This window comes from Rhizobium centroccidentale (genome assembly GCF_030182565.1).
Taxonomy (GTDB): Bacteria; Pseudomonadota; Alphaproteobacteria; order Rhizobiales; family Rhizobiaceae; genus Rhizobium.
Window position 1 is genome coordinate 173,867 of sequence record NZ_JAQJCG010000006.1, and the last position, 24,494, is coordinate 198,360.

The following is a 24,494-nucleotide window of genomic DNA, read 5'->3' on the forward strand; positions in this document are numbered from 1 at the left end:
TCCGCCGGGATGGAAACATCGGCATCGGGGGACCGCCTCGGGCATTGGCGGGCCGGATTGCAATGACCAACAGGAGAGACAGATGAAGCAGCCCTTCGGAGTGGGTCTTTTGGCCGCGACGCTGCTGGCACTGAGCACCAGCGCCGCCTTCGCGGACTATCAGCTCAACATCCTGCACTTCAACGATTTCCATTCGCGTGTCGAATCGATCAACAAATTCGACGCCACCTGCTCGGCAGCCGAGGAAGCCAAGAACGAATGCTTCGGCGGGACGGCACGGCTGAAAGCAGCCATCGACCAGCGCCGCGCCGCCCTTGCCGGCCAGAATGTCCTCGTCCTCGATGCCGGCGACAACTTCCAGGGCTCCCTGTTCTACACGACCTACAAGGGCGCTGCCGAAGTCGAATTCCTCAATGACATGAAGATCGATGCCATGACGGTCGGCAATCATGAGTTCGACGATGGCGAAGGCCCGCTTGCCGCTTTCCTCGACAAGGCGCAGTTCCCCGTTGTGACGGCCAATCTGGTGGTCGACGACCAGTCGAAGCTCGGCGAACGCATCAAGAAGTCGATCGTGCTTGATATCGGCGGCCAGAAGATTGGTATCGTCGGTGCGGTGACGACCGAAACACCGGAACTTGCCTCTCCCGGCCCGCATGTGAAGATCACCGACGATGCCGCCGCCATCAGCGCCGAAGTCGATGCGCTGAAATCGCAAGGCGTCAACAAGATCATCGCGCTCACCCATGTCGGCTATCCGCGCGATGTCGAGAAGATCGCCAAGATCGCCGGCGTCAGTGTCGTTGTCGGCGGCCACTCGCATACGCTCTTGTCGAATACCGACCCGAAGGCAGCCGGCCCCTACCCGACCATGGTCGACAATCCGGCCGGCTATAAGGTGCCTGTCGTTCAGGCCGCATCCTACAGCAAATATCTCGGCGACATCGTCGTCACCTTCGACGACAACGGCGCCGTCAAGGACGCCAAAGGCGATCCGATCTTGCTCGATTCCTCCATCAAGCCCGATCCGACGATCCTTGCACGCGTGCAGGAGATGGCAAAGCCGATCGAGGAGCTGCGCAAGAAGGTCATCGGCAATTCGCAAGGGCCGATCGAAGGCGCGCGCGAAGTCTGCCGCGTTCGGGAATGCTCGATGGGCAATCTCGTTGCCGACGCGATGCTCGACCGCACCAAGGCGCAAGGGATCTCCATTGCCATCCAGAACGGCGGCGGCTTGCGCGCCTCCATCGGCGCCGGCGACGTCAGCATGGGCGACGTGTTGACCGTACTGCCTTTCCAGAACACGGTTGCGACCTTCCAACTCACGGGAGCCGACGTGAAAGCGGCACTCGAAAACGGCCTCAGCCAGATCGATGACGGGGCCGGTCGCTTCCCGCAGGTCGCCGGCCTCAAATACAGCTTCGACAAGTCGAAGCCGGCAGGCAGCCGCCTGGTGTCCGTCGACGTTCAGGAAGGCACGGAATTCAAGCCGATCGACCCCGAAAAGACCTATGGCGTCGTCAGCAACAACTACATGCGCGCTGGCGGCGACGGCTATACGGTCTTCGCCAAGAATGGCAAGAACGCCTATGACTTCGGCCCCAACCTGGAATCGGTGGTCGCCGATTATCTTGGCGCGCACAATCCCTACAAGCCGTACACGGACGGCCGCATAACCCAGATAGCCGCGGCAGCGCCGGCTGCGCAGCCGGAACCCGCAAAGCCCACCGATACCACGCAGACAGCACCGGAGCAGAAGCCGGCAGCAGCCGCTACAGGTGGCGGCGCCACGACCACCCCTCCGGCCTCCTCCCCTCCCACGGTGACAACGCCAAGCACCACCATACCGGCAAACCCGACCGCAACGCCGTCCGCTCCGGCAAAATCGGATCCGGCGCCCTCGACCCCCGCTACCTCAGCTCCAGCGGCTGAAACGCCGGCTGCTGCCGCACCCGCGACCACAGCTCCGGCAACGGCAACGCCGGAAGCCAAGACCAGCGAACCGCCAAAGACGCCGACAACCCACGTCGTCGTCGCCGGCGACACGCTCTGGGATCTCGCCAAGACCTACTATGGCAATGCAAAGCAGTGGCACAAACTTGTGGCCGCCAACCGCAACATCAAGGCGCACCATCTGTCGGTCGGTGAAAAGTTGAAAATTCCGGCCAAGTAAGACGATTTGTCTCGCATGTCACAGCCGGTCCGGGCTTTCCCGGACCGGCTTTTGTTCTTATGTGAAATGCTTCGTATCTTGAGAGGAATTCAATCGATGACAGCAGACCTGACCACGCTTCCGCCCGATCACCCCAGCGTGAAATACGGCAAGGTCGGCGTGCTGCTCATCAATCTTGGCACCCCCGACGGCACAGACTATTCCTCAATGCGCCGCTACCTGCGCGAATTCCTGACCGACCGCCGCGTCATCGAGTGGTCGCGCTGGAAATGGTACCCGATCCTGTTCGGCATCGTGCTCAACACCCGGCCGAGAAAGGTCGGCAAGGCCTATGAGACGATCTGGAACAAGGAGAAGAACGAGAGCTATCTGCGCACCTACACGCGCAACCAGGCTGATCTGATGGCCGAGCGGCTGCGCGACCTGCCCAACGTCAAGGTCGACTGGGCCATGCGCTACGGCCAACCCTCGATCGCCGATCGCATCCAGGCATTGAAGGATGATGGCTGCGAACGCATCGTGCTCTTCCCGCTCTATCCGCAATATGCGGCGGCAACGACGGCGACGGTCAACGACAAGGCCTTCGAGAAGCTTCAAAAGATGCGCTGGCAGCCGGCAATCCGTACCGTGCCGCAATATCATGACGACGAGACCTATATCGAGGCGCTCGCCAATTCGGTCACCCGGCATCTATCGACGCTGGACTGGCAGCCCGAAAAGATCATCGCATCCTTCCACGGCATTCCCATGTCCTACTTCAAGCTCGGCGATCCCTATTACTGTTTCTGTCAGAAGACCGGCAGGCTGCTGCGCGAGAAGCTCGGCCTATCCGAAGATCAGTTCATGGTTACGTTCCAGTCCCGCTTCGGCCCGGAGGAATGGCTGCAGCCCTATACGGACAAAACGGTGGAAGAGCTTGCCAGGACGGGCACGAAGCGGATCGCCGTCCTCAATCCGGGTTTCGTCTCCGACTGCCTGGAGACGCTGGAAGAGATCGCCGAGCAGGCGGCCGAATCCTTCCACCACAATGGCGGCGAGAAATTCACCCACATTCCCTGTCTCAACGACAGCGAAGACGGCATGAACGTGCTGGAAAAAGTCGCGCGGCGGGAGCTGCTCGGCTGGGCCTGAGCGGATCGCCGGGTTGACCCCGGCGACGCGTTCCTACTGAAGCTGCGGCTTTCTGAGGAAGCTGCCGCGGTCGGCGGATTTGACGCGCAGCCAGGCCTCGCGGCCGTCGCGCAATACGCGCATGGGGATCTCGGACCCAGCCGGGCCGCTCTCCCAGACCTTGCGATAGAAATCGGCAAGCCCGTCGACCTCACCATCGCGGATTTCGGAAATGACGTCGCCACGGCGCAAGCCAGCCTTGGCGGCCGGCCCACCCTCGGTGACGCTCATGACGACGACTTCGCCATTGCTTTCGGCCGAGAAGGCACCGAGCCAGGGCCGCGGCGGTTTGTTGACCCGACCGCGCTTGATCAGATCGTCCAGGATCGGCATCAGGAGATTGATCGGCACGATCATGTTGATATCGGCGCTATCGCCGTTCTGCGTCGCCATCTGCAAGTGCAGCGAGCCGATGCCGAGAAGCTTGCCATCCTCGTCGACAACGGCCGCCCCGCCCCAGGAGGGATGGGCTGGCGCCGTGAAGATCGCCTCGTCGAGCAGATATTCCCAATAGCCGGCGAATTCCTGCTTGGCGACGATCTTCGCCTCGACAAACTGGCCGATCCCGTCGGCGATGACGACTTCATCACCGATCTCAGCCTTGTCGGTATCGCCGAATTCGAGGGCGGGCACATCGAGAGGCCCGAGCGCCTGCACGATGCCGAAACCCGTTTCCTGATCGTAGGCAAGCGCATGACCGGGCACGACGCGACCGCTATTGGTCGTGAGCCAGACCTCGTCGGCTTCGGTGATGAGATAACCGATCGTCAATACCAGACCGTTTCCGCGGATGACGACGCCACTCCCTTCTCTGCGGGTGCCGAGCGTTGCCGCCGTAAAGGCGTCTTCCGGAATTGAGGCGTGCACGGCCACAACCGACCGCAAGGTCCTATCTAAGTTCATAGCTTCACCCTGATAATGCGCTAAGGCTTGGCCCGAGAAGCTGCATGGCAGCGGGACCGGAAATCTCCATATAAAGTATGAATATCAATCGCCGGGCGCAAGACCCAGACGGCGATTGGTAGACCTGCCTCATAGCAAAACGCCTGCCGCATCCCCATTCCTCACTTGCTGAGAACATGCTAACCCACCACATCAGATTGAGCTACCGCCTCGTGAGCTCGACCGAGCGTAGGGAGGCCGAATGGTAGCGGTTTACGCGACGCGAGCCTGCTCAGGCAGCCGCGTCCATGGAGGAGTTCGATGGTAGTGGGTGGTTTCAGCATCGTTGTGATTGCCTTGGTGGTCTTCGTCATTCTGGTGCTGTTTGCGGGCATCAAGACCGTACCTCAGGGCTATCGGTACACAGTTCAGCGCTTCGGCCGCTATATCCGGACGCTGGAACCGGGACTCAATCTGATCGTGCCCTTCATCGAAACAATCGGAGTGCGGATGAACGTGATGGAGCAGGTGCTGGCCGTGCCGACGCAGGAGGTCATCACCAAGGACAATGCGAGTGTATCCGCCGATGCAGTCGCTTTCTTCCAGGTGCTGAATGCGGCGCAGGCCGCCTATCAGATCACCAATCTGGAAACCGCGATCCTTAATCTCACGAAGACCAATATCCGCTCCGTCATGGGCTCTATGGATCTGGACGAGCTTTTGTCCAACCGCGATGCCATCAACGAACGACTGCTGCGCGTGGTCGATGAGGCGGTAGAGCCCTGGGGCATCAAGGTAACACGCGTCGAAATCAAGGACATCCAGCCGCCGAAAGACCTGGTTGACGCCATGGGCCGGCAGATGAAGGCCGAACGCGAAAAGCGCGCCCAGGTCCTGGAGGCGGAAGGCCTGCGCAATGCGCAGATCCTCCGCGCCGAGGGCGCGAAGCAGGCGGCCGTCCTACAAGCCGAAGGCCAGCGCGAAGCCGCCTTCCGCAATGCCGAGGCGCGCGAGCGCCTGGCCGAGGCCGAAGCCAAGGCGACCCGCGTGGTATCCGAAGCGATTGCCGAGGGTAACGTGCAGGCGATCAACTACTTCGTTGCCCAGAAATACACCGAAGCCCTGACCGCGATCGGCTCCGCCAGCAATTCGAAGATTGTCCTCATGCCGGTGGAGGCGAGCTCCATTATCGGCTCGCTCGGCGGTATCGGCGCCATCGCCCGCGAAGTCTTCGGCGACAATGGCGATGGCAACGGCACGCCGCAGCCGGCCCGCCCGCGCTCCGGCCCCGCCCGCACCACGCCGTCGATCAATCCGCTGCCGCCGAAGGAGAGCTGAGATGTTCGACAATCTTATCGTCGAACTCGGCCCCTGGAGCTGGTGGCTCGCCGGTCTGGCGCTGCTTGCCGCCGAACTCGTCCTGCCCGGCTTCTTCTTGGTATGGATCGGGCTCGCCGCGATCATCGTCGGCGCCTTGTCGCTTCTGTTTTGGGAAAGCAGCTTCTGGGTCTGGCAGGTTCAAGGGCTGGTCTTCGCCGCCATGGCTGTTATCGTCACCCTCATCGGCCGGCGTTATCTCTACAACAACGACCAGGTGACCGACGAGCCGTTCCTGAACCAGCGCAGCGCCAGCCTGGTCGGGCGTACTGCAACGCTCGACCAGCCGATCGCCGAAGGCCGCGGGCGCATTCGCCTCAATGACACTTATTGGACGGTCAACGGGCCGGACCTGCCCGTTGGCACCCGCGTCAAGGTGGTCGCCAGCAACGGCCGCGAGCTCACGGTCGAACCCGTGTAATCAGGCGACGCCGATCCGCAGCAGATCGTGGAAGTGTACGACACCGATCGGCCGGCGCGCTTCATCGATGACCATGAGCGCCGAGATATTGTGACGGTTGAGCACGGCCATGGCGCTCGTCGCCAGCGTCGTTTCCTTCACCGTTTTTGGATTGGGGGTCATCACCTCATCCACCAGCCTCTCCGCGAGGCTGGTGCCGAGATTGCGGGCAATGTCGCCATCGGTGACGATGCCGCAGAGGCGACCATCATCATCGATCACGCCGACGCAGCCGAACCGCATCTTCGATAGCGTCATCGCCGCTTCCGGCATACCGGTTCCAAGCTTGACGAGCGGCACGCGGTCGCCCTTGTGCATGATGTCGGCGACATGCGAGAGGCTGGCACCGAGCTTGCCGCCCGGATGGAAAGTGCGGAAATCCTCGGCGGTGAAGCCGCGCGCCTCCAGTAAGGCGACGGTCAGCGCATCGCCGATCGCAAGCTGCAGCAGCGTCGATGTCGTCGGCGCGAGCCCATGCGGGCAGGCCTCCTGCTCCTTAGGGAGCAACAGCACTACATCCGATTCGCGAGCAAGCGTAGAAGTTTCGCCGGCGGTGATCGCGATCATCGGGATCGAGAAACGGCGGGAATAGCTGATGATGCCGCGCAGCTCGGCGCTTTCGCCGCCCCAGGAGATGGCGATGATGACGTCAGCCTGCGTGATCATGCCGAGATCGCCGTGGTTGGCTTCGACCGGATGGACGAAGAAAGCCGGCGTGCCCGTGGAAGCCAGGCTTGCGGCGAGCTTGTTGCCGATATGGCCGCTCTTGCCGACGCCGGTGATGACAACACGGCCACTGATATCGCCGATGAGCGCGACAGCGCGACTGAAGGGCTCGGCCAGACCATTGGTCAGTGCGCGTTCGAGCGCTTCCATGCCCCGTCTCTCGGTCTCGATCGTTCGCATCGCGGATTCGATCGCACCGTTCTCGATGAGTCTTACAGCTCTCTTATTCATGAGCGAGGCCTAACGCTTTTCTGCAAATCTGTCCACAAAAGATCGACTTATGGCGATACACAGCTTGCAGCGCCTTCCCGACAAATATTATCGGACCCTTTCTTGTCGCCATCGCTTGGCAACCAAGCGTTAACCACGCGGCTTTACACTTGGGTAAGAATTTAGGTCATTTCCAGCAGGGTCAGATATAAACAACATGGGCATCGGCAAGGACAAGGCGGGTTATGATGCCCTCCGGCTGACGGCATGGGCAAGTTCCGCCCTGCTCAGCTGGGGTATCGTATTCTCCGCGCCGCTGTCGGCCCATGCGCAATCCTTGCCGCCAGACCAGAACCTCGACGATACCTTGCCTGCCTCGACGTCGGCATCCCCGACCGATCCGAATGCCGCACCCACGACCGACAGCCAGGCGACCGCGCCGGCAAACCAGACATCGACCTCCAGCGACGCGCCGTTGAACGCGCCGCTGCGCCTCACCGGTATCGACCCCACAACCACCGGCTCGATGCTGGATAACGACCTGCGCCGTGTGAACCAGCGCGAACCAAGCATTGATGATCTGAGAGCCCGCCGGTATCCAGATCGAGCAGATGCACAGGGCATCCCGCTCGGCACCTTCACCCTGAAGCCTTCGATCAACCAGTCGATCAACATCGAGCGGGATCGCACCGGCGACACCAAGGATAACCGCGGCTTTTTGCAGACCGACTTGCGCAGCACCCTGACTTCGGACTGGGACAGGCATGCCCTGACCATCACCGGCGAAGGTGTCTGGCAGAAGAACGTCAGCGGCACCGGCGAGGAAAAGCCGACGGTCAATCTGAATGCCGACCTGCGCCTCGATCTTCCAGCGGACACGACCGCGCATGTCACCGCCGGCTATCAATTCTATCGCGAGGACACCAGCGACCCGAATGCGATCGCCGGCGCCTCGAAACAGTCCGCCGTCAACCAGTACACGGCCGGCCTCTCGCTGGAGCGCGATTTCGGCCTGCTGCGCGGCACGACGGCCGTAGCGTTGACACGCAGCGTCTATTCCAACGCCGTGCTTTCGGATGGGACAACGGTCACCCTCAGCGATCGCAACCAGACGGCCGGAACCTGGCGCGGCCGTATCGGCTACGAGCTATCGCCCGCCATCATTCCCTTCGTCGAAGTCACCCTCGGTCGCGCCGTCTACGATGAGACGCGCGACAGCAACGGTTATGCCCGCTCGAACCAGAGCTATGGCGGTAAGGGCGGCGTCGAAGTCGACCTCGGTGAAAAATTCAAGGGTGAGCTGGGCTTCGGCTACCAGCACACGGAGTTCGACGATTCGCGCCTGGGCTCGGTCGACTCGCCCACGATCGACGGCAGCCTCGCCTGGTCGCCACAGCGCGGTACGGATATCAGCGTCGGCCTTTCCACCACGGTCCAGCCCTCCACCACGGCCGGCCTCAGCGGCTACACCGCTTATCAGCTCACGAGCACCATAAGCCATCAGCTGCGCGACGACCTCACCGCCAAGTTGACGGGAGGCCCGACCTGGCGCAATTACCCCTCCAATGGCAGCGCCGCCGACGAAATCGAATACGATGCCGCTTTCGGGCTAACCTGGGGAATCAACCGTTACCTCGATCTCACCAGCAATGTCGGCTATCAGCTGACGACGAGGGATGTGGGCGACAGCACCCGGCAGTTCCAGGCCGGCCTGGGCCTGACGGTAAAGCGCTAAGCCCCTGCCTTCGCTTAAATCCAAGCCACTCAAATGAATTGAGGCCCAGCATATGCCAGGCCTCAAGATTTTCTCCAAAAGGTCGAATCCCTATTTCAGGGCAGCGATCAGCGCCTTGAACTCGTCCTCGATGGTCGGGCGGATGTCGTCACGCGCCAAAGCGAAGGCGACATTCGCGAGGATGAAACCGTCCTTGGCACCGCAGTCGAACGTCTGGCCCCGGAAGTGATAGCCGGCGAAATCCTGCGTCTTGGCAAGCTTCAGCATGCCGTCCGTCAGCTGGATCTCGTTGCCGGCACCGCGCTCCTGGCTTTCCAGGATACGGAAGATTTCCGGCTGAAGAATGTAGCGGCCGTTGATGAAGAAGTTGGAAGGCGCTGTGCCCTTGGCCGGCTTTTCGACCATTTCCGTGATACGGAAGCCGCTGCCGATCGTCTCGCCGACGCCGACGATACCGTATTTATGGGTCTGGTCGGGGGCGCATTCCTCGACCGCGATGACATTGCCGCCGCTGTGCTCGTAAAGCTCGATCATGCCCTTCATGCAGCCCTTTTCGGCGCGCATGACCATATCGGGCAGCAGCAGCGCGAACGGCTCGTCGCCGACGATCTCGCGAGCGCACCAGACGGCGTGACCGAGGCCGAGCGGCTCCTGCTGGCGCGTGAAGCTCGCCGTGCCGGCCTTCGGCAACAGGCCGTTCAGCAGCGACAGTTCGGCGTTCTTGTTGCGCTGGCGCAGCGTCTGCTCAAGCTCGAACTGGATATCGAAATAATCTTCGATGACGTGCTTGCTGCGGCCCGTGACGAACACGAAATGCTCGATGCCCGCTTCCATCGCCTCGTCGACGACATACTGGATCACCGGCTTATCCACGACGGTCAGCATTTCCTTTGGCACCGCCTTGGTCGCCGGCAAGAACCGCGTCCCTAGTCCGGCGACCGGAAATACTGCCTTACGAACCTTCTTATGCTGTCCCACGCATACCTCCTGGGCATTAAATCAGTTGGCACAAAGCCATTCTAAAGGTCAGTAGATTAGATTTGCTACTGTTTTGCAAATAATGACTGACGCGAACTTCCATGGTAAAGAATTTGTTGACTTCGTTCGTTTAGCGTCACGCATGGGCCGATGCTACGTGCATCGCCGCACCGAAATCCAACGATTGATGGACAAGGCTGTAGATGACCGTAAACCGCAAACACTCCCTTCGTGGTCTCGCTCTGGCGCTCGCGCTCGGCGCCCTGGCGGGATTCCTTCCCGTTAACGCCAATGCTGACCCTGGGTTCCAGAAATGGATCGCGGGCTTCTACGCTACCGCCGCAAAGAGCGGCATCACGCAATCGACCTATCGCAATGCATTTTCCGGCGTGACGGACCCAGACCCCACGGTGCTTGAAAAGGCGCAATACCAACCGGAATTCAAGTCCCAAATCTGGGATTACCTCGACTCCCGTGTCAATCCCTATACGGTCGATATTGGCCGCAAGATGGCGGTTAAGTACGGATCCACACTGCGCACGCTCGAACAGCATTTCGGCGTCGATCGCAATATCATACTGGCCATCTGGTCGATGGAGTCGAATTACGGCGAGGTTCTCGCCAAGAACGATCGGCTGCATTATGTGCCCCGCGCGCTGGCGACCCTTGCCTATGCCGATCCGAAGCGGGCGAACTACGCCAAGAAGCAGCTTATCGCCGCGCTGAAGATTCTGCAGAAGGGCGACATCTCGCGCAAGGACCTGAACGGCTCCTGGGCCGGCGCCATGGGCCATACGCAGTTCATCCCGACGAGCTATCTCCTCTATGCTGTCGATGCCGACGGCAGCGGCCATGCCGATATCTGGAATTCCGTTCCGGACGCCCTGGCGACGACAGCCAATCTCCTCGCCAAGAACGGTTGGGATACCGGCCGGACCTGGGGTTACGAGGTGGTCGTACCACCCGGCGGCAATGCCCAGGCCGGCAAGACTCACACAATCGCACAATGGGCGGCTCTCGGCTTCGTGCGTCCCAACGGCAAGGGTTTCCGCAGCACCTCCGACCGCGCGCAGCTGAAGATGCCCGGCGGACCGAACGGCCCCGGCTTCCTGATGACCGGAAACTTCTTCACCATCAAGCGCTACAATGCCTCCGACAGCTACGCCTTGGCAGTCGGCCTGCTCGCGGACCAGATTGCCGGCTATGGCGGAATGCAGCAATCCTGGCCCCGTCCGAGCGGCACGCTCGACGTCAAGCAGAAATTCGAGCTGCAGACGCGTCTGAAAGAACTTGGCTATTATGACGGCGTGGTCGACGGCAATTTCGGCTCGGGCTCGAAGGCCGCCATATCAGCCGTCCAGCAGCGCATGGGCATGGATGCGGACGGCGAGCCGTCAATGAACCTGCTGAAAGCATTGCGTAAGTAGGCCGCCTCGAGCGAATCCGGGACCGCCGGACGATGAAATCGTCCTTATGCGGCCCGGACTCGTCAGCGGAAAAGAAGCGATGATGAAACACCCTGCCCGCGCGACCAAGACAACTCTGGGGATTGTTCTGACGGCATTCTTCGCCGCCGTCATCGCGCTTGGATGCCTGCCGAATATGGCGCAGGCGCAGGAGCGTCCGCGGCGAAACCTGTTCGACATGCTGTTCGGCACCCGCGAGCCCGATTATCCGGACCAGCCCATGGAGCAGCCGCCGCCTCGTCGCAAGGTGCAGCCGAAAAAGCGTCCGACCCCGCCGCCGCGCCAGCCGGTCGCGCAGCCGGAAACACCGCCCCCCGCGGAAAAGCTTTCTGACGCCAAAACCATCCTCGTCGTCGGCGATTTTCTGGCGAGCGGCTTGGCAACCGGGCTGGAAGATGCCTTCTCTACCTCCCCCGGCGTCGTCGTCCAGTCCCGCGGCAACGTCGCCTCCGGTCTTGTGCGGCAGGACTATTACAACTGGCCGCAGCAATTGCCTGAGATGATCGACCAGCTGAAACCGGCCATGGTCGTCGTCATGATCGGCGCCAACGACCGCCAGCAGATGATCGGCGACGGGCTCAACGAAAAATACGGCACCGACCCGTGGTTCCTCGCCTATGAAGAGCGCGTGCAGCAATTCGCCAAGCTGGTAACGAGCCGCCATATTCCGCTGCTCTGGGTTGGCCTGCCCTCCTTCGGCTCCGATCAGCTGACCGCCAGCGCCGTCAAGCTCAACCAGATCTACCAAAGCCAGACCACCAGCGTCGGCGGCGAGTTCATCGACATATGGGACGGCTTTACCGACCAGAACGGCGAATTCATCGTCACCGGCTCCGATATCAACGGCCAGCAGGTTCGACTGAGAACGGCCGACGGCGTCAATCTGACGGCAGCCGGCAAGCGCAAGGTCGCCTTCTATCTGGAGAAGTCTGCCCGCCGGATCCTGGGCGATCAGGCAAGTCCCGACATCACGCGCCTGGACACGGGCAATCCCCTGCCGGCGCAACAGGCCAATCTTCCTGACGCGGAGCCGGAAAAGATCACCCGCACGCAGCCGATGAGCCTCTCCGATCCCGATCTCGACGGCGGCTCGCAGCTCCTGGGCAGCACCCCTGCCCCAACCGTAATGACCTCATCACCCCGCGATCTTCTGGTCGAGAAGGGTCTGATGGACCCGGCGCCGGTCGGCCGCGTCGACGACTACAGATTGCCGGGATCGGTTGCACGATAGGCGGCGCGAAGGCGGTTTGACAATGCAGCACCCGGCCAATAGAAGAATTGCATGAGCACCAAAAGCGCAGATCAGATCGATCGTTACCGCACCTGCCCTGCAGGTTGCGGTTTTGCGCGCTTTCTCCGGCCGAGGTCTCCGCGTCCAGTCGTGACGGCCGGAGGCGTTGATGCGTCCGGCGGCTGCTGGACGTAAAGCCCTCAACCTCAAGACATCAACGTTGCCCATGGAGAATGGCACGTGCTCAATATCTATAACGTCAATTCGCTCGTTCACTGGGAAGAGCGGGACATTAAACTGCGCGACGATTTCATCCGCTTCTTTTCCGATGAGGTCGCGAACTTCCTGCGATCGGCAAACCCCGCCTGGGACATGTGAAGGATCGAAGCACCGACTCTGATGCCTCGAAACCTCGTTTCGGACGCCTATTCCAACTCGGACATATGGGTGCAGGAGCGAATGTCGAACACCGAGACCGAACTTGTGCTGCGGCCGGAAACGACACCTTCAACCTATGCCTATATGCAGCATCTTCTCGGAAGTCATTCCAGAGCGCGGCTGCCACTATGCGTCTGGCAGGCCGGAAAATCCTATCGCCGGGAACAGGAGCAGCCGAGCAAGCATGTGCGGCTCAAGGAATTCTGGCAGCTCGAATTCCAATGCGCTTTCACCGCCGATAGCGGCAATGATTATCACGCCGCCTCCCTCGAACCCGTCCGCAGGATGATCGCTTCGGTCATCCACCTGCCGACGCGGGTCGTACCGTCGGATCGCCTGCCGGCCTATTCCGAGGTCACCATAGATATCGAGGTCGACAACGGCGATAAATGGATGGAGATCTGTTCGATTTCGAGGCGAACGGACTTTCCGCAGCGCTACCGCAGCCAGCCGAAGAAAGGGCCGGCGATAGACCATGACGTCGCGGTACTCGAAATTGCCATCGGCCTCGATCGCTGCGTCTACAACTGGAACATCGCCGCAAGCCGATAACGACAAAGGCCGGGTTCATCGAGAACCCGGCCTTCAATCACTTTGCGCGCGAGATAGCGAAACTTAGGCCGGCAGAACCGTCGAACCCATCAAAGCCTCGTCGATCGCGCGGGCGGCCTGACGGCCCTCGCGGATCGCCCAGACCACCAGCGACTGGCCGCGGCGAATGTCGCCGGCCGTCCAGAGCTTGTCGACCGAGGTCTTGTAGTCCTTGTCGTTGGCAACGACGTTGGTCGAACCGCGGCGGTCGGTATTCACGGTCAGCTTGCCGTCGAGTTCCTTGAGCACGCTGTCGGTGAAGGGGCCGCGGAAGCCGATGGCGATGAAGGCGAGGTCGGCGCGGATGACGAATTCCGTGCCGGCGATCGGCTTGCGGCGATCGTCCACTTCGCAGCACTTCACGCCCGTCAGCACGCCGTCTTCGCCGATGAACTCGAGCGTTGCCACCTGGAATTCGCGAACCGCACCTTCGGCCTGCGAGGAAGAGGTGCGCATCTTCGTTGCCCAGAACGGCCATACGGCGAGCTTGTCTTCCTTCTCCGGCGGCTGCGGGCGAATATCGAGCTGGGTCACCTTCACCGCACCCTGGCGGAATGCCGTGCCGACGCAGTCGGATGCCGTATCGCCGCCGCCGACGACGACGATATGCTTGCCGCCCGCCAGGATCGGATCGGCGGGCCAGCCGACGCTGTCGATGTTTTCGCGGCCGACACGGCGGTTCTGCTGCACGAGATAGGGCATGGCGTCATGGACGCCTGCGAGCGTCGTGCCGGGAATGCCAGCTTCGCGCGGGGTTTCCGAGCCGCCGCAATAGAGCACGGCGTCATGGTCGGCCAGAAGCTGCTCGACCTTGACATCGACGCCGACATTGACGCCGCAATGGAAGGTGACGCCTTCGCCCTTCATCTGCTCGACGCGGCGATCGATGAAGTTCTTCTCCATCTTGAAGTCCGGGATACCGTAGCGCAGCAGGCCGCCGGGCTTGCTTTCGCGCTCGTAGACATGGACGTCGTGACCTGCGCGGCCGAGCTGCTGGGCAGCAGCCATGCCGGCAGGGCCGGAGCCGATGATTGCGACCTTCTTGCCGGTGTGAACCGTTGCCGGCTGCGGCCGGATGAAGCCGAGCTCATAGGCCTTGTCGGCAATCGCCTGCTCGACGGTCTTGATCGCGACGGGCGCATCTTCCAGGTTCAGCGTGCAGGCCTCCTCGCAGGGTGCGGGGCAGACGCGGCCGGTGAATTCCGGGAAGTTGTTGGTCGAATGCAGGTTGTGGATCGCCTGTTCCCAGTTGTTGTTGTAAACGAGGTCGTTCCAATCGGGGATCTGGTTGTGCACTGGGCAGCCGGTCGGGCCGTGGCAATAGGGAATGCCACAGTCCATGCAGCGGGCTGCCTGTTTCTGCACTTCCTGGTCCGACATGGGGATCGTGAATTCACGGAAATGCCGGATGCGATCCGACGCCGGCTGATACTTCGCCACCTGCCGGTCGATTTCCAAGAAGCCTGTTACCTTGCCCATGCTTTCGTTTCCTCACTCAAAAAGAGGAGCTCATGGCTCCCGTGCCTGAGGGTCATCTCGGTTCCCTGTCCGGCACTTTAATTCAAATCCGATTCCGCTGTTCGACAGTCGCGATCGCCATGACGGCGATCGCAATGCGAGGCGAAACCCTCGGCTGGTTTCAGAACTGGGGCAGATTACTCCGCCGCCACGCTCATCCGGCTACGCTCCATTTCCTCAAGGGCGCGGCGGTATTCGACCGGCATGACCTTGCGGAATTTCGGGCGGTAATCGGCCCAGTGATCGAGAATCTCCTTGGCTCGCGTCGAGCCCGTATAGTGGACGTGGTTCGAAATCAGCTGGAAGAGACGCTCTTCGTCGTGGCGCGTCATGTCATCGGAGACGTCGACGCGTCCCTTATGCATGATGTCGCCGCCATGATGATGCAGCTTCTCCAGCAGCTCGTCTTCCTCGGGAACCGGCTCCAGTTCGACCATCGCCATGTTGCAGCGGCGGGCGAAATCGCCTTTCTCGTCGAGAACATAGGCCACGCCGCCCGACATGCCGGCCGCGAAGTTGCGCCCGGTTTCGCCGAGCACGACGACGACGCCGCCGGTCATATATTCGCAGCCGTGGTCGCCCACGCCTTCGACGACGGCGATCGCGCCGGAGTTTCTGACCGCAAAGCGCTCGCCCGCGACCCCGCGGAAGTAGCATTCGCCCTCGGTCGCACCGTAGAGCACGGTGTTGCCGACGATGATCGAGTTCTCAGCGACGATCTTCGAGTTCTCCGGCGGACGGATGATGATGCGGCCGCCCGAAAGGCCCTTGCCGACATAGTCGTTGCCGTCACCGACGAGGTTGAAGGTTACGCCGCGTGCAAGGAACGCACCGAAGGACTGGCCGGCCGTTCCCCTCAGGGTGACGCTGATCGTATCGTCCTTCAGGCCGCGATGACCATAGCGCTTGGCAACAGCACCCGACAGCATGGCGCCGGCCGAACGGTCGACGTTCTTGATGTCGACTTCGAAGGCGACAGGCGTCTTGGAGGAGAGCGCCGGCTCCGCCTTCTCGATCAGCTTACGGTCGAGAATGTCGTCGATTGGGTGCTTCTGCACCGTCGTCCAGTAGGTCTCTTCCTTCGGCGCATCGACCTTGTGGAAGATGCGGCTGAAGTCGAGGCCTCTCGCCTTCCAATGGGCGAGCATGTCGTCCTTTTCCAGAAGCTCGGAAGCACCGATGATCTCGTCCAGCTTGGCAACGCCAAGCGAGGCGAGGATTTCGCGCACTTCTTCGGCCACGAAGAAGAAGTAGTTGATGACATGCTCCGGCGTACCTTTGAAGCGCTTGCGCAGAACCGGGTCCTGGGTGGCGACACCAACCGGACAGGTGTTGAGGTGGCACTTGCGCATCATGATGCAGCCGGCCGCAATCAACGGCGCGGTGGCGAAGCCGAATTCGTCGGCACCGAGCAGCGCGCCGATGATGACGTCGCGGCCGGTCTTCAGACCGCCATCGACCTGCAGGGCAATGCGCGAGCGCAGCCCGTTCAGCACCAGCGTCTGCTGGGTCTCGGCAAGGCCGATTTCCCAAGGGCTGCCGGCATGCTTCAGCGAGGTCAGCGGCGAAGCGCCGGTGCCGCCATCATAGCCCGAGACGGTGATGTGATCGGCGCGCGCCTTGGCAACGCCGGCGGCAACCGTGCCGACGCCGACTTCCGAGACGAGCTTGACCGACACATCCGAGGTCGGGTTGACGTTCTTCAGGTCGTAGATCAGCTGCGCGAGATCTTCGATCGAATAGATGTCATGATGCGGCGGCGGCGAGATCAGGCCGACGCCCGGCGTCGAGTGCCGGGTCTTGGCAACTGTAGCATCGACCTTGTGGCCGGGCAGCTGGCCGCCTTCACCGGGCTTGGCGCCCTGCGCCACCTTGATCTGCAGCACGTCGGCATTGACCAGATATTCGGTCGTCACGCCAAAACGGCCGGAGGCGATCTGCTTGATGGCGGAACGTTCCGGGTTCGGCGAACCGTCGAAGAGCGGCATGTAGCGATCGGCTTCCTCGCCGCCTTCGCCGGTGTTCGACTTGCCGCCGATACGGTTCATGGCGATGGCCAGCGTCGTATGCGCCTCGCGGCTGATGGAACCGAAGGACATGGCACCTGTCGAGAAGCGCTTGACGATATCGGCAGCCGGCTCGACCTCGTCGATCGAGATCGGCTTGCGGCCGAGCGCTTCCGCACCCTTGATCTTGAAGAGACCGCGGATGGTGTTCATCCGGAGCGCCGACTCGTTGACCATTTCGGAGAATTCGCGGTAGCGGTCCTCGGCATTCCCACGCACGGCATGCTGCAGGGCAGCCACGGCATCGGGCGTCCAGGCGTGGCTTTCGCCGCGCATGCGGTAGGCGTATTCGCCACCGATGTCGAGCGTGCTTGCCAGCAGCGGATCGCGGCCGAAAGCAGCCTTGTGACGCGAGACGGTTTCCTCGGCGATCGTCTCGAGGCCGATGCCTTCGATCATCGTTGCGGTGCCGAAGAAATACTTGTCGACCAGTTCCTGCTGCAAGCCCACAGCATCGAAGATCTGCGCGCCGCAATAGGATTGATAGGTCGAGATGCCCATCTTCGACATGACCTTGAGGATGCCCTTACCGACCGCCTTGATGTAGCGGTAGACGACTTCGGTCGCGTCCACTTCCTTCGGGAATTCGCCACGCTGATGCATGTCAAGCAGCGTGTCGAACGCCATATAGGGGTTGATCGCCTCGGCGCCGTAACCGGCCAGCAGGCAGAAGTGATGCACCTCACGCGGCTCGCCGGTTTCGACGACGATACCGACCGAGGTGCGCAGGCCCTTGCGGATCAGGTGATGGTGCACGGCCGCCGTCGCCAGCAGCGCCGGGATCGCGATGCGGTCCGGTCCGATCTGGCGGTCGGAAAGCACGATGATGTTGTAGCCGCCGCGAACGGCAGCTTCCGCCCGCTCGCAGAGACGGTCGAGCATCTCGGGCATGCCCTCGGCGCCACGTTCGACATCATAGGTGAAGTCGAGCGTCTTGGTGTCGAAGCGATCCTCGGTGTGACCGATCGAGCGAATCTTTTCGAGATCGCCGTTGGTCAGGATCGGCTGGCGGACTTCCAGGCGCTTGGCGTTGGCCATGCCGGTATGGTCGAGCAGGTTCGGGCGTGGGCCGATGAACGAGACTAGGCTCATGACGAGCTCTTCGCGGATCGGATCGATCGGCGGGTTCGTTACCTGCGCGAAGTTCTGCTTGAAGTAGGTGTAGAGCAGCTTCGGCTTGTCGGACATGGCCGAGATCGGCGTATCCGTGCCCATGGAACCGACAGCTTCCTGACCGGTCGTCGCCATCGGCGACATCAGGAGCTTGGTGTCCTCGGTCGTATAGCCGAAGGCCTGCTGGCGATCGAGCAACGACACGTCGCGGCGCAGCGCCCGCGGTTCCACCGGCTTCAGGTCTTCCAGGATCAGCTGCGTGCGGTTCAGCCAGCTGCGATAGGGATGCTTGGTTGACAGTTCCGACTTCACCTCGTCGTCGGAGATGATACGGCCCTTTTCCATATCGATGAGAAGCATCTTGCCCGGCTGCAGGCGCCACTTCTGGATGATCTTCTCTTCCTCGACAGGCAGAACGCCGGCTTCTGACGCCATGATGATGCGGTCGTCGCTGGTGACGAGATAGCGGGCCGGACGCAGACCATTACGGTCGAGCGTCGCGCCGATCTGCTTGCCATCGGTAAAGGCGACGGCGGCAGGGCCATCCCACGGTTCCATCAGGGCGGCATGATACTCGTAAAATGCCTTGCGTTCCGGCGCCATCAGCTGGTTGCCGGCCCATGCTTCCGGGATGAGCATCATCATGGCATGCGCCAGCGAGTATCCACCACGCACGAGGAATTCGAGCGCGTTGTCAAAACAAGCCGTGTCCGACTGACCTTCATAGGAGATCGGCCAGAGCTTGGAGATATCGTCGCCGAACAGCGGCGAGGATACCGAAGCCTGGCGAGCGGCCATCCAGTTGACGTTGCCGCGCAGCGTGTTGATTTCGCCGTTATGCGCGACCATGCGGTAGGGATGCGCCAGCTTCCACGACGGGAAGGTGTTGGTCGAGAAGCGCTGGTGCACGAGGGCAACCGCCGTCTCGAAACGCGGGTCGGACAAGTCCTTATAATAGGCGCCCACCTGATAGGCGAGGAACATGCCCTTGTAGACGATGGTCGAGCTCGACAGCGAGACAGGGTAGAAGCTGCTCTCCTCGCCCTCGTATTCCGCATAGATGCGGTTGGAGATTACCTTGCGCAGGGTAAAGAGACGACGCTCGAATTCCTCGTTCGTGCCTGCATCGCGGCCAGCGCCGATGAAGACCTGCACATGGTGCGGCTCGGTGGCAGCGATGTCAGGCGCCTTAGACAGCGAGGAATTATCGACCGGCACATCGCGGAAGCCGAGCAACACCTGCCCCTCTTCGGCCACGACCTGCTTGATCGCGGTCTTGAAGTGCTCGATCAGCGCTTCGTCGCGCGGCAGGAAGAAATGGCCGACGCCATATTCGCCGGCCTTCGGCAGGATCACACCCTGCTTGGCCATCTCCTCGCGGAAGAAGCGGTCGGGGATCTGTACGAGAATGCCCGCGCCATCGCCCATCAGCGGATCGGCACCGACGGCACCGCGATGCGTCAGGTTTTCGAGAATGAACAGGCCGTCGCGCACGATCTGGTGCGACTTCTGGCCCTTCATATGCGCAACGAAGCCGACGCCGCAGGCGTCATGCTCGTTGCGAGGATCGTAAAGGCCCTGTTTCGGCGGGATGCCAACAGCGCGTTTCGACGTCTTGGCCGTCGCGGCAGCATTCACTGCAGCGGTCTGGTCAAAACTCGTCAACGTCGTCCTGTTCGTCATGGTCTTCCCTCCGGTAAGGCCCGCGTCGCGGGCGCTCCTTCGTCCCGCGCGGTCCGTTTCCGGGGCCGACGCGCGACAGCGCTGTTGCATTGTGAAGATCGGCCGCGAACCGCAGCTCCTTGAAGTGGAGCCCGTCGTCAGCGTTCCGCGCCTTGCCATTCCACCGCCGCATTGCCCGTGCCTCAAAAGGCTCGAAAGGGCATGCTCCTGGTAACTATAGCTCGAAATCCCGACATCGTCAGGACCCTGGGGGCACATCTTCGGCCTCGGTGGCCAAAATAGGACAGCAACCCTGTCCTAATTCATCAGCTCTATGCCAGAAAGCTTAAGCCTTCGCAAGAGCAAAACGGCAAAAATTCGTCAACGAAAGACGGAAGATTGCCTTTGTTGCAGGAATAGAGCAATAAAGTTTCGCTGCGGCGCATCATTTTATTTGTTGATTGCGTCAATCAATTTCTGTGATGCATTCTTCAAACTCATGCTCTTGATAGGTTTTTGCATTGGCGTAATGTCCGCCCGATCCTATCTAATCTAGCCGCAATTCAATCCTCCATCTGGTGCATTTCCATGTTCTTTGCTTCCGATAACTGGGCCGGCGCCCATTCCAAAGTCGCCGAACGTCTGCTCGCCGCATCGAGTGGCTTTGCCTCCGCCTACGGTACAAGCGAGCTCGACCAGCATGTCGAAGCCAAATTCTCCGAGATCTTCGAGCGCGAGGTCGCGGTCTTCTTCGTAGCAACCGGCACGGCCGCCAATTCGCTGTCGCTTGCCAGCGTCCAGAAACCGGGCGGCATCAGCTTCTGCCATACCGAGGCACATGTCGCCGAAGACGAATGCGGCGCTCCTGACTTCTTCAGCGGTGCGCGTCTTGCGACCGTCGAAGGCGCCCTCGGCAAGATCGATCCCAAGGCGCTTGCCACCAAGATCGCCCGCTTCCCGCAGGATGCCGTCCATCACGGCCGCGCCGCCGCCGTAACGATCACTCAGGCGACGGAAATCGGCACAGTCTATTCGCTGGATGAGATCGATGCCATCGCGTCCATCGCCAAGGCGAACGGCCTACCGCTGCATATGGATGGCGCGCGTTTCGCCAACGCCCTCGTCGCGCTCGGCACGACGCCGGCCGAGATGACTTGGAGGCGCGGCGTCGATATCCTCTCCTTCGGCGGCACCAAAAACGGCTGCTGGTGCGCCGAGGCGATCGTTATCTTCGATCCAGAGAAGGCAAAGGAGATGCATTTCATCCGCAAACGCGCCGCCCAACTTTTCTCCAAGTCGCGCTTCATCGCCGCCCAGTTCGACGGTTATTTCCAGGATGGCCTCTGGCTCGATCTCGCCCGCCATTCCAACGGCATGGCCGATCGGCTGCGCGCCGGGCTGGAAAAGACCCCTGGCGCCCGTCCGGCGTGGTCAACAGCCTCGAACGAGATTTTTGCGATCATCCCCAAATCCTCCGCCAAGGCGGCCGAAAACAAGGGCGCGAAGTTCTACGAATGGCCGATTCCGGAGTCGCAGCCGGACCTGGTCGGCAGCGATGAAACGCTGATCCGGCTCGTGACCAGCTTCGCCACGACCGAGGCCGATGTGGCGAATTTCCTTGCCTGCCTGGCGTGATCCGCATGAAAAAGAGCGCCGGGGCTGGCCTTCAGGGCCAGACGGCGCTCGTAATGGGGCAAGAGGTCAATTTTGATTTCGATGGGCGATCATTGCGAAGTTCGATAGATCGTCGCGATCGGATGCTGGTGCGTTGTGTATAATCATCGTCATTGCCACGACGCAGGCGACAAGCCCGGAAATGAAGATGGCACCATATATCATCGGGCGACTATTCCTCCGCAATTCTCCCATCGCCACCTGAGATAGCAAAAGAAGCTGACTTTCGCCTGAAAACGGGCGCTGCAATAAATCAGCCGGCAAAATAAATCCGGATCTCATCTGCATGATGGGAAACGACTTTTAACGATATCTGATAAACGATTTTGTCGTCAGCTCGATCGCGGCCCCCTGACCTTCGCGAGTATATCGTCCGAGAGCGCCTTGACCAAAAGCTGGTCCGCGCCTTTGCGCGGCACCAGGACGAATTCCACGTCTTCGAGGACGGGCAGCCAGCCCGGCGCGGTCTCCAGCAATCCGGCAGGCGCCATGCTCTTCGGCTGTACGAGGACGCCCATGCCGGCGCGCGCCGCCGCCGTCAGGCCGCTCAGGCTGCCGCAGGTGCAGACGATGCGCCAGGGCATCTGCTGCCGGCGCAACGCCTCCAGCGCGACCGCGCGCGTAACGCTCGGCGTCGGAAAGGCGATCAACGGCAATGGTCCCGCAAGTTTGCGGATGCGATCCGGGTCTCGCGCCAGCCAGACCAGCGGCTCCCGGTAGACGAGCTTGCCCCTGCTGTCACCGAGCCGGCGCTTGGCAAGCACCAGATCGAGATCGCCATTATCCTGCATTTCATAAAGCACACCGCTGAGCGCAACTGTCAACTCGAGATCGACGGACGGATGCGAGCGCACGAAATCCTCAAGCACGTCCGGAAGCTGGCTGGTGACGAAATCCTCGGAAACCCCGAGCCGCAGATTGCCGCGCAGGCTGTTGCCGGCGAAAAGCTGCCGCACCTGGCCTTCGATCGACAGCATCTGGCGTGCGTGGCCGAGCAAGGCCTCGCCGTCGCCAGTCAGGACGACGCGATGCGTGTCGCGCGCCAAAAGCTTGCGACCGAGTTCCGTTTCCAGCCGCTGTATATGCTGGCTGACGGTCGATTGCCCAAGACCGAGCCGCTCGGCGGCCAGCGTGAAGCTGCCCATCTGCTCGACGGCGACGAAGCTCCGCAACTGGGTGAGATCAAGCATGGATTATCCTGTATTGCGATAACTGTTATTCCTTGCATCGTGGATCACAATAGGTCTATCTGCAAGGAGTATCATCAAGACTTGCAAATGCGATTGGGGTAGGCACGATGCGCCGCTTTCTTCCAGACACCTTCACCATGTTGCTGGTACTCACCGTCCTGACGGCATCCTTCTTTCCGGTGCAGGGGGCTAGCGCTCACTATTTCAGCATTGCCACCAACTTCGCCATCGGTCTCTTGTTTTTCCTGCATGGTGCACGCCTGTCGCGCGATGTCGTCATCGCCGGCATACTGCACTGGCGGCTGCATCTCGTCATCCTGCTGACGACCTTCGGCACCTTTCCGCTGCTGGTGCTGGCCATGGGCCAAATCGTCCCGAACAGCATCCTGCCCGTCTCGCTTTATACCGGCATGCTGTTTTTGAGCGTTCTGCCGTCAACCGTGCAGTCCTCGATCGCCTTCACCTCCATCGCCGGCGGCAATGTGCCGGCTGCGATCTGCTCGGCGTCGGCCTCCAATATTTTCGGCATGTTCCTGACGCCGCTGCTCGTCGGCATCCTGTTTTCGGTCGGCGGCCAGGGCGGTGGCTTTTCCTGGGATGTTCTGTGGCAAATCATGCTGCAGCTGCTCGCCCCTTTCATCGCCGGCCAGCTGCTGCAGCCATGGATCGGCGGCTGGATCCGTTCGAAGAAGAAGATCCTGATGCCGGTCGATCGCGGCTCGATCCTCATGGTCGTTTATTCCGCCTTCAGCGAGGCCGTGGTGGAAGGACTGTGGCATACCTTCTCCATCCTCGATATCGTCACAGTCATCATCGCGAACATGGTGCTTCTGGCGATGGTAATCTGCATCACCATGTTCGGCAGCCGCGCCCTCGGTTTTGAAAAGGCCGACGAGATCACCATTACCTTCTGCGGCTCGAAGAAGTCTCTGGCAAGCGGCGTGCCGATGGCCAATGTCATCTTCGCCGGCCAGAGTATCGGCGCCATCGTGCTGCCACTCATGCTGTTCCATCAGATCCAGCTGATGACCTGCGCAGTGCTCGCCCAGAAATATGCCGATGCCGCCAAGCGGCGCGAGGCTGCGAAGGCTCAGGCGGGAACGAAAACGGGCGAAGCGACAAACGCAGCCTGAGTTCTCCGATAACACACAAAACGAAAGCGGCGCCCCGATGGAGCGCCGCTTCTTTTTGATCTTGGGAGGATCAGGAGCTTGGCGGCCAGAAACCGCCAGCCCGGCATGACGGTCTAAGACCGTCAGCCGCACTTAGTTGATGTGAGCCTCGATGGCCTTCGGGGTTTCCACGGGCTCGGCCGCGATGGAGATACGGCGGGGCTTCATGGCTTCGGGAATGTTGCGCAGCAAATCGATGTGCAGCAAACCGTTCTTCAGTGAAGCAGCCTGAACCTCGACATGGTCGGCAAGCTGGAAACGACGCTCGAAGGCACGCTTGGCGATACCGCGATAGAGATATTCGCTGGTTTCAGCCGGCTCTTCGCTCTTTTCGCCCTTGACCTGAAGGACATGGGCGTGAGCCTCGATGCTCAGTTCCTTTTCATCGAAACCGGCAACGGCCATGGTGATGCGATAGGTGTTTTCACCCGTGCGCTCGATATTGTAAGGCGGATAGGTCTGGGCCTGATCCGGCTGGCCAAGGCTGTCGAGCATGGTGAACAGACGGTCGAAACCGACGGTGGAACGGTAAAGGGGAGAGAAGTCTACGTGACGCATGGAAGTCCTCCTGTGAGCGACAATTGCGATTTCAATTCTTGTCCCATGACCCCACTCGGGGCGGCCTCGGGACGGTTCTGCGAGCCCGTTTGGCACCCGCGAAA

Annotated in this window: 17 protein-coding genes and 1 pseudogene; 10 read left to right on the forward strand and 8 right to left on the reverse strand. The window is 61.2% G+C overall.

All coding sequences use genetic code 11. The annotated features are described in order from the left end of the window. Positions 1–82 precede the first annotated feature (82 nt). Positions 83–2,173: a 5'-nucleotidase C-terminal domain-containing protein gene (locus tag PH562_RS10895; RefSeq protein WP_285172961.1), complete on the forward strand. Its 2,091-nt coding sequence runs from the start codon at positions 83–85 to the stop codon at positions 2,171–2,173. Positions 2,174–2,269: 96 nt separating this feature from the next. Beyond that, on the forward strand, positions 2,270–3,304 hold the full coding sequence (gene hemH, locus PH562_RS10900; protein ID WP_285172962.1) for a ferrochelatase: 1,035 nt from the start codon (positions 2,270–2,272) through the stop codon (positions 3,302–3,304). A gap of 33 nt (positions 3,305–3,337) precedes the next feature. On the opposite strand, the gene PH562_RS10905 is transcribed toward hemH, so the two are convergent. Continuing rightward, complete coding sequence (locus tag PH562_RS10905; protein WP_285172963.1) at positions 3,338–4,246, reverse strand: S1C family serine protease; 909 nt, start codon at positions 4,244–4,246, stop codon at positions 3,338–3,340. A 300-nt stretch (positions 4,247–4,546) separates the two neighbouring features. Here PH562_RS10905 and PH562_RS10910 point away from each other — a divergent pair, with 300 nt between their 5' ends. Together PH562_RS10910 and PH562_RS10915 are read left to right on the forward strand one after the other, a co-directional pair. Next, the gene (locus tag PH562_RS10910) at positions 4,547–5,563 is read left to right on the forward strand and encodes an SPFH domain-containing protein (protein WP_285172964.1); all 1,017 of its coding nucleotides are present in this window, start codon (positions 4,547–4,549) and stop codon (positions 5,561–5,563) included. Position 5,564: 1 nt separating this feature from the next. Then, on the forward strand, positions 5,565–6,023 hold the full coding sequence (locus tag PH562_RS10915; protein ID WP_285172965.1) for an NfeD family protein: 459 nt from the start codon (positions 5,565–5,567) through the stop codon (positions 6,021–6,023). Here the strand turns inward: PH562_RS10915 and PH562_RS10920 are convergent, their stop codons facing one another. After that, complete coding sequence (locus PH562_RS10920) at positions 6,024–7,019, reverse strand: KpsF/GutQ family sugar-phosphate isomerase (RefSeq protein ID WP_285172966.1); 996 nt, start codon at positions 7,017–7,019, stop codon at positions 6,024–6,026. It abuts the gene before it with no gap. A 196-nt stretch (positions 7,020–7,215) separates the two neighbouring features. Between PH562_RS10920 and PH562_RS10925 the strand changes: the two genes are divergently transcribed. Continuing rightward, the gene (locus PH562_RS10925) at positions 7,216–8,733 is read left to right on the forward strand and encodes an outer membrane beta-barrel protein (protein WP_285172967.1); all 1,518 of its coding nucleotides are present in this window, start codon (positions 7,216–7,218) and stop codon (positions 8,731–8,733) included. A 90-nt stretch (positions 8,734–8,823) separates the two neighbouring features. Here PH562_RS10925 and galU read toward each other — a convergent pair whose 3' ends face one another. After that, the gene (gene galU / locus PH562_RS10930; RefSeq protein ID WP_113230756.1) at positions 8,824–9,711 is read right to left on the reverse strand and encodes a UTP--glucose-1-phosphate uridylyltransferase GalU; all 888 of its coding nucleotides are present in this window, start codon (positions 9,709–9,711) and stop codon (positions 8,824–8,826) included. Between the two features lie 203 nt (positions 9,712–9,914). On the opposite strand from galU, the gene PH562_RS10935 reads away from it, so the two are divergent. The 3 genes and pseudogenes from PH562_RS10935 (at position 9,915) to PH562_RS10945 (ending at position 13,398) form a co-directional block, all read left to right on the forward strand. Next, positions 9,915–11,138: a lytic murein transglycosylase gene (locus PH562_RS10935; RefSeq protein WP_285172968.1), complete on the forward strand. Its 1,224-nt coding sequence runs from the start codon at positions 9,915–9,917 to the stop codon at positions 11,136–11,138. Positions 11,139–11,217: 79 nt separating this feature from the next. After that, the gene (locus tag PH562_RS10940; protein ID WP_483315338.1) at positions 11,218–12,408 is read left to right on the forward strand and encodes an SGNH/GDSL hydrolase family protein; all 1,191 of its coding nucleotides are present in this window, start codon (positions 11,218–11,220) and stop codon (positions 12,406–12,408) included. A gap of 240 nt (positions 12,409–12,648) precedes the next feature. Further along, positions 12,649–13,398: pseudogene (locus tag PH562_RS10945) on the forward strand (aminoacyl--tRNA ligase-related protein). Positions 13,399–13,461: 63 nt separating this feature from the next. On the opposite strand, the gene PH562_RS10950 reads toward PH562_RS10945, so the two are convergent. Together PH562_RS10950 and gltB are read right to left on the reverse strand one after the other, a co-directional pair. Beyond that, complete coding sequence (locus tag PH562_RS10950) at positions 13,462–14,916, reverse strand: glutamate synthase subunit beta (protein WP_113230759.1); 1,455 nt, start codon at positions 14,914–14,916, stop codon at positions 13,462–13,464. Between the two features lie 176 nt (positions 14,917–15,092). Continuing rightward, a complete protein-coding gene (gltB, locus tag PH562_RS10955; protein WP_285172969.1) occupies positions 15,093–19,817 on the reverse strand; it encodes a glutamate synthase large subunit in 4,725 nt (1,574 codons plus the stop codon). Between the two features lie 567 nt (positions 19,818–20,384). Here gltB and PH562_RS10960 point away from each other — a divergent pair. Beyond that, the gene (locus tag PH562_RS10960) at positions 20,385–21,431 is read left to right on the forward strand and encodes a threonine aldolase family protein (RefSeq protein ID WP_285172970.1); all 1,047 of its coding nucleotides are present in this window, start codon (positions 20,385–20,387) and stop codon (positions 21,429–21,431) included. Between the two features lie 66 nt (positions 21,432–21,497). Here the strand turns inward: PH562_RS10960 and PH562_RS10965 are convergent, their stop codons facing one another. Continuing rightward, on the reverse strand, positions 21,498–21,758 hold the full coding sequence (locus PH562_RS10965; protein WP_285172971.1) for a hypothetical protein: 261 nt from the start codon (positions 21,756–21,758) through the stop codon (positions 21,498–21,500). Positions 21,759–21,802: 44 nt separating this feature from the next. Then, a complete protein-coding gene (locus PH562_RS10970; RefSeq protein ID WP_285172972.1) occupies positions 21,803–22,660 on the reverse strand; it encodes a LysR family transcriptional regulator in 858 nt (285 codons plus the stop codon). Positions 22,661–22,767: 107 nt separating this feature from the next. On the opposite strand from PH562_RS10970, the gene PH562_RS10975 reads away from it, so the two are divergent. Then, on the forward strand, positions 22,768–23,793 hold the full coding sequence (locus tag PH562_RS10975; protein WP_285172973.1) for a bile acid:sodium symporter family protein: 1,026 nt from the start codon (positions 22,768–22,770) through the stop codon (positions 23,791–23,793). A 132-nt stretch (positions 23,794–23,925) separates the two neighbouring features. On the opposite strand, the gene PH562_RS10980 is transcribed toward PH562_RS10975, so the two are convergent. Further along, entirely contained in the window at positions 23,926–24,390 is a 465-nt protein-coding gene (locus PH562_RS10980) for an Hsp20 family protein (RefSeq protein WP_015341097.1), read from the reverse strand. Positions 24,391–24,494 lie beyond the last annotated feature (104 nt).

Bases quoted from the DNA above. Each gene is read 5' to 3' on its own strand.
- PH562_RS10895 (WP_285172961.1), top strand. From the start codon at position 83: ATGAAGCAGCCCTTCGGAGTGGGTCTTTTGGCCGCGACGCTGCTGGCA.
- gltB (WP_285172969.1), bottom strand. From the start codon at position 19,817: ATGACGAACAGGACGACGTTGACGAGTTTTGACCAGACCGCTGCAGTG.
- PH562_RS10935 (WP_285172968.1), top strand. From the start codon at position 9,915: ATGACCGTAAACCGCAAACACTCCCTTCGTGGTCTCGCTCTGGCGCTC.
- PH562_RS10910 (WP_285172964.1), top strand. From the start codon at position 4,547: ATGGTAGTGGGTGGTTTCAGCATCGTTGTGATTGCCTTGGTGGTCTTC.
- PH562_RS10915 (WP_285172965.1), top strand. From the start codon at position 5,565: ATGTTCGACAATCTTATCGTCGAACTCGGCCCCTGGAGCTGGTGGCTC.
- PH562_RS10965 (WP_285172971.1), bottom strand. From the start codon at position 21,758: ATGCAGATGAGATCCGGATTTATTTTGCCGGCTGATTTATTGCAGCGC.
- PH562_RS10960 (WP_285172970.1), top strand. From the start codon at position 20,385: ATGTTCTTTGCTTCCGATAACTGGGCCGGCGCCCATTCCAAAGTCGCC.
- PH562_RS10920 (WP_285172966.1), bottom strand. From the start codon at position 7,019: ATGAATAAGAGAGCTGTAAGACTCATCGAGAACGGTGCGATCGAATCC.
- PH562_RS10950 (WP_113230759.1), bottom strand. From the start codon at position 14,916: ATGGGCAAGGTAACAGGCTTCTTGGAAATCGACCGGCAGGTGGCGAAG.
- hemH (WP_285172962.1), top strand. From the start codon at position 2,270: ATGACAGCAGACCTGACCACGCTTCCGCCCGATCACCCCAGCGTGAAA.
- PH562_RS10905 (WP_285172963.1), bottom strand. From the start codon at position 4,246: ATGAACTTAGATAGGACCTTGCGGTCGGTTGTGGCCGTGCACGCCTCA.
- PH562_RS10975 (WP_285172973.1), top strand. From the start codon at position 22,768: ATGCGCCGCTTTCTTCCAGACACCTTCACCATGTTGCTGGTACTCACC.
- PH562_RS10980 (WP_015341097.1), bottom strand. From the start codon at position 24,390: ATGCGTCACGTAGACTTCTCTCCCCTTTACCGTTCCACCGTCGGTTTC.
- PH562_RS10970 (WP_285172972.1), bottom strand. From the start codon at position 22,660: ATGCTTGATCTCACCCAGTTGCGGAGCTTCGTCGCCGTCGAGCAGATG.
- PH562_RS10925 (WP_285172967.1), top strand. From the start codon at position 7,216: ATGGGCATCGGCAAGGACAAGGCGGGTTATGATGCCCTCCGGCTGACG.
- PH562_RS10940 (WP_483315338.1), top strand. From the start codon at position 11,218: ATGATGAAACACCCTGCCCGCGCGACCAAGACAACTCTGGGGATTGTT.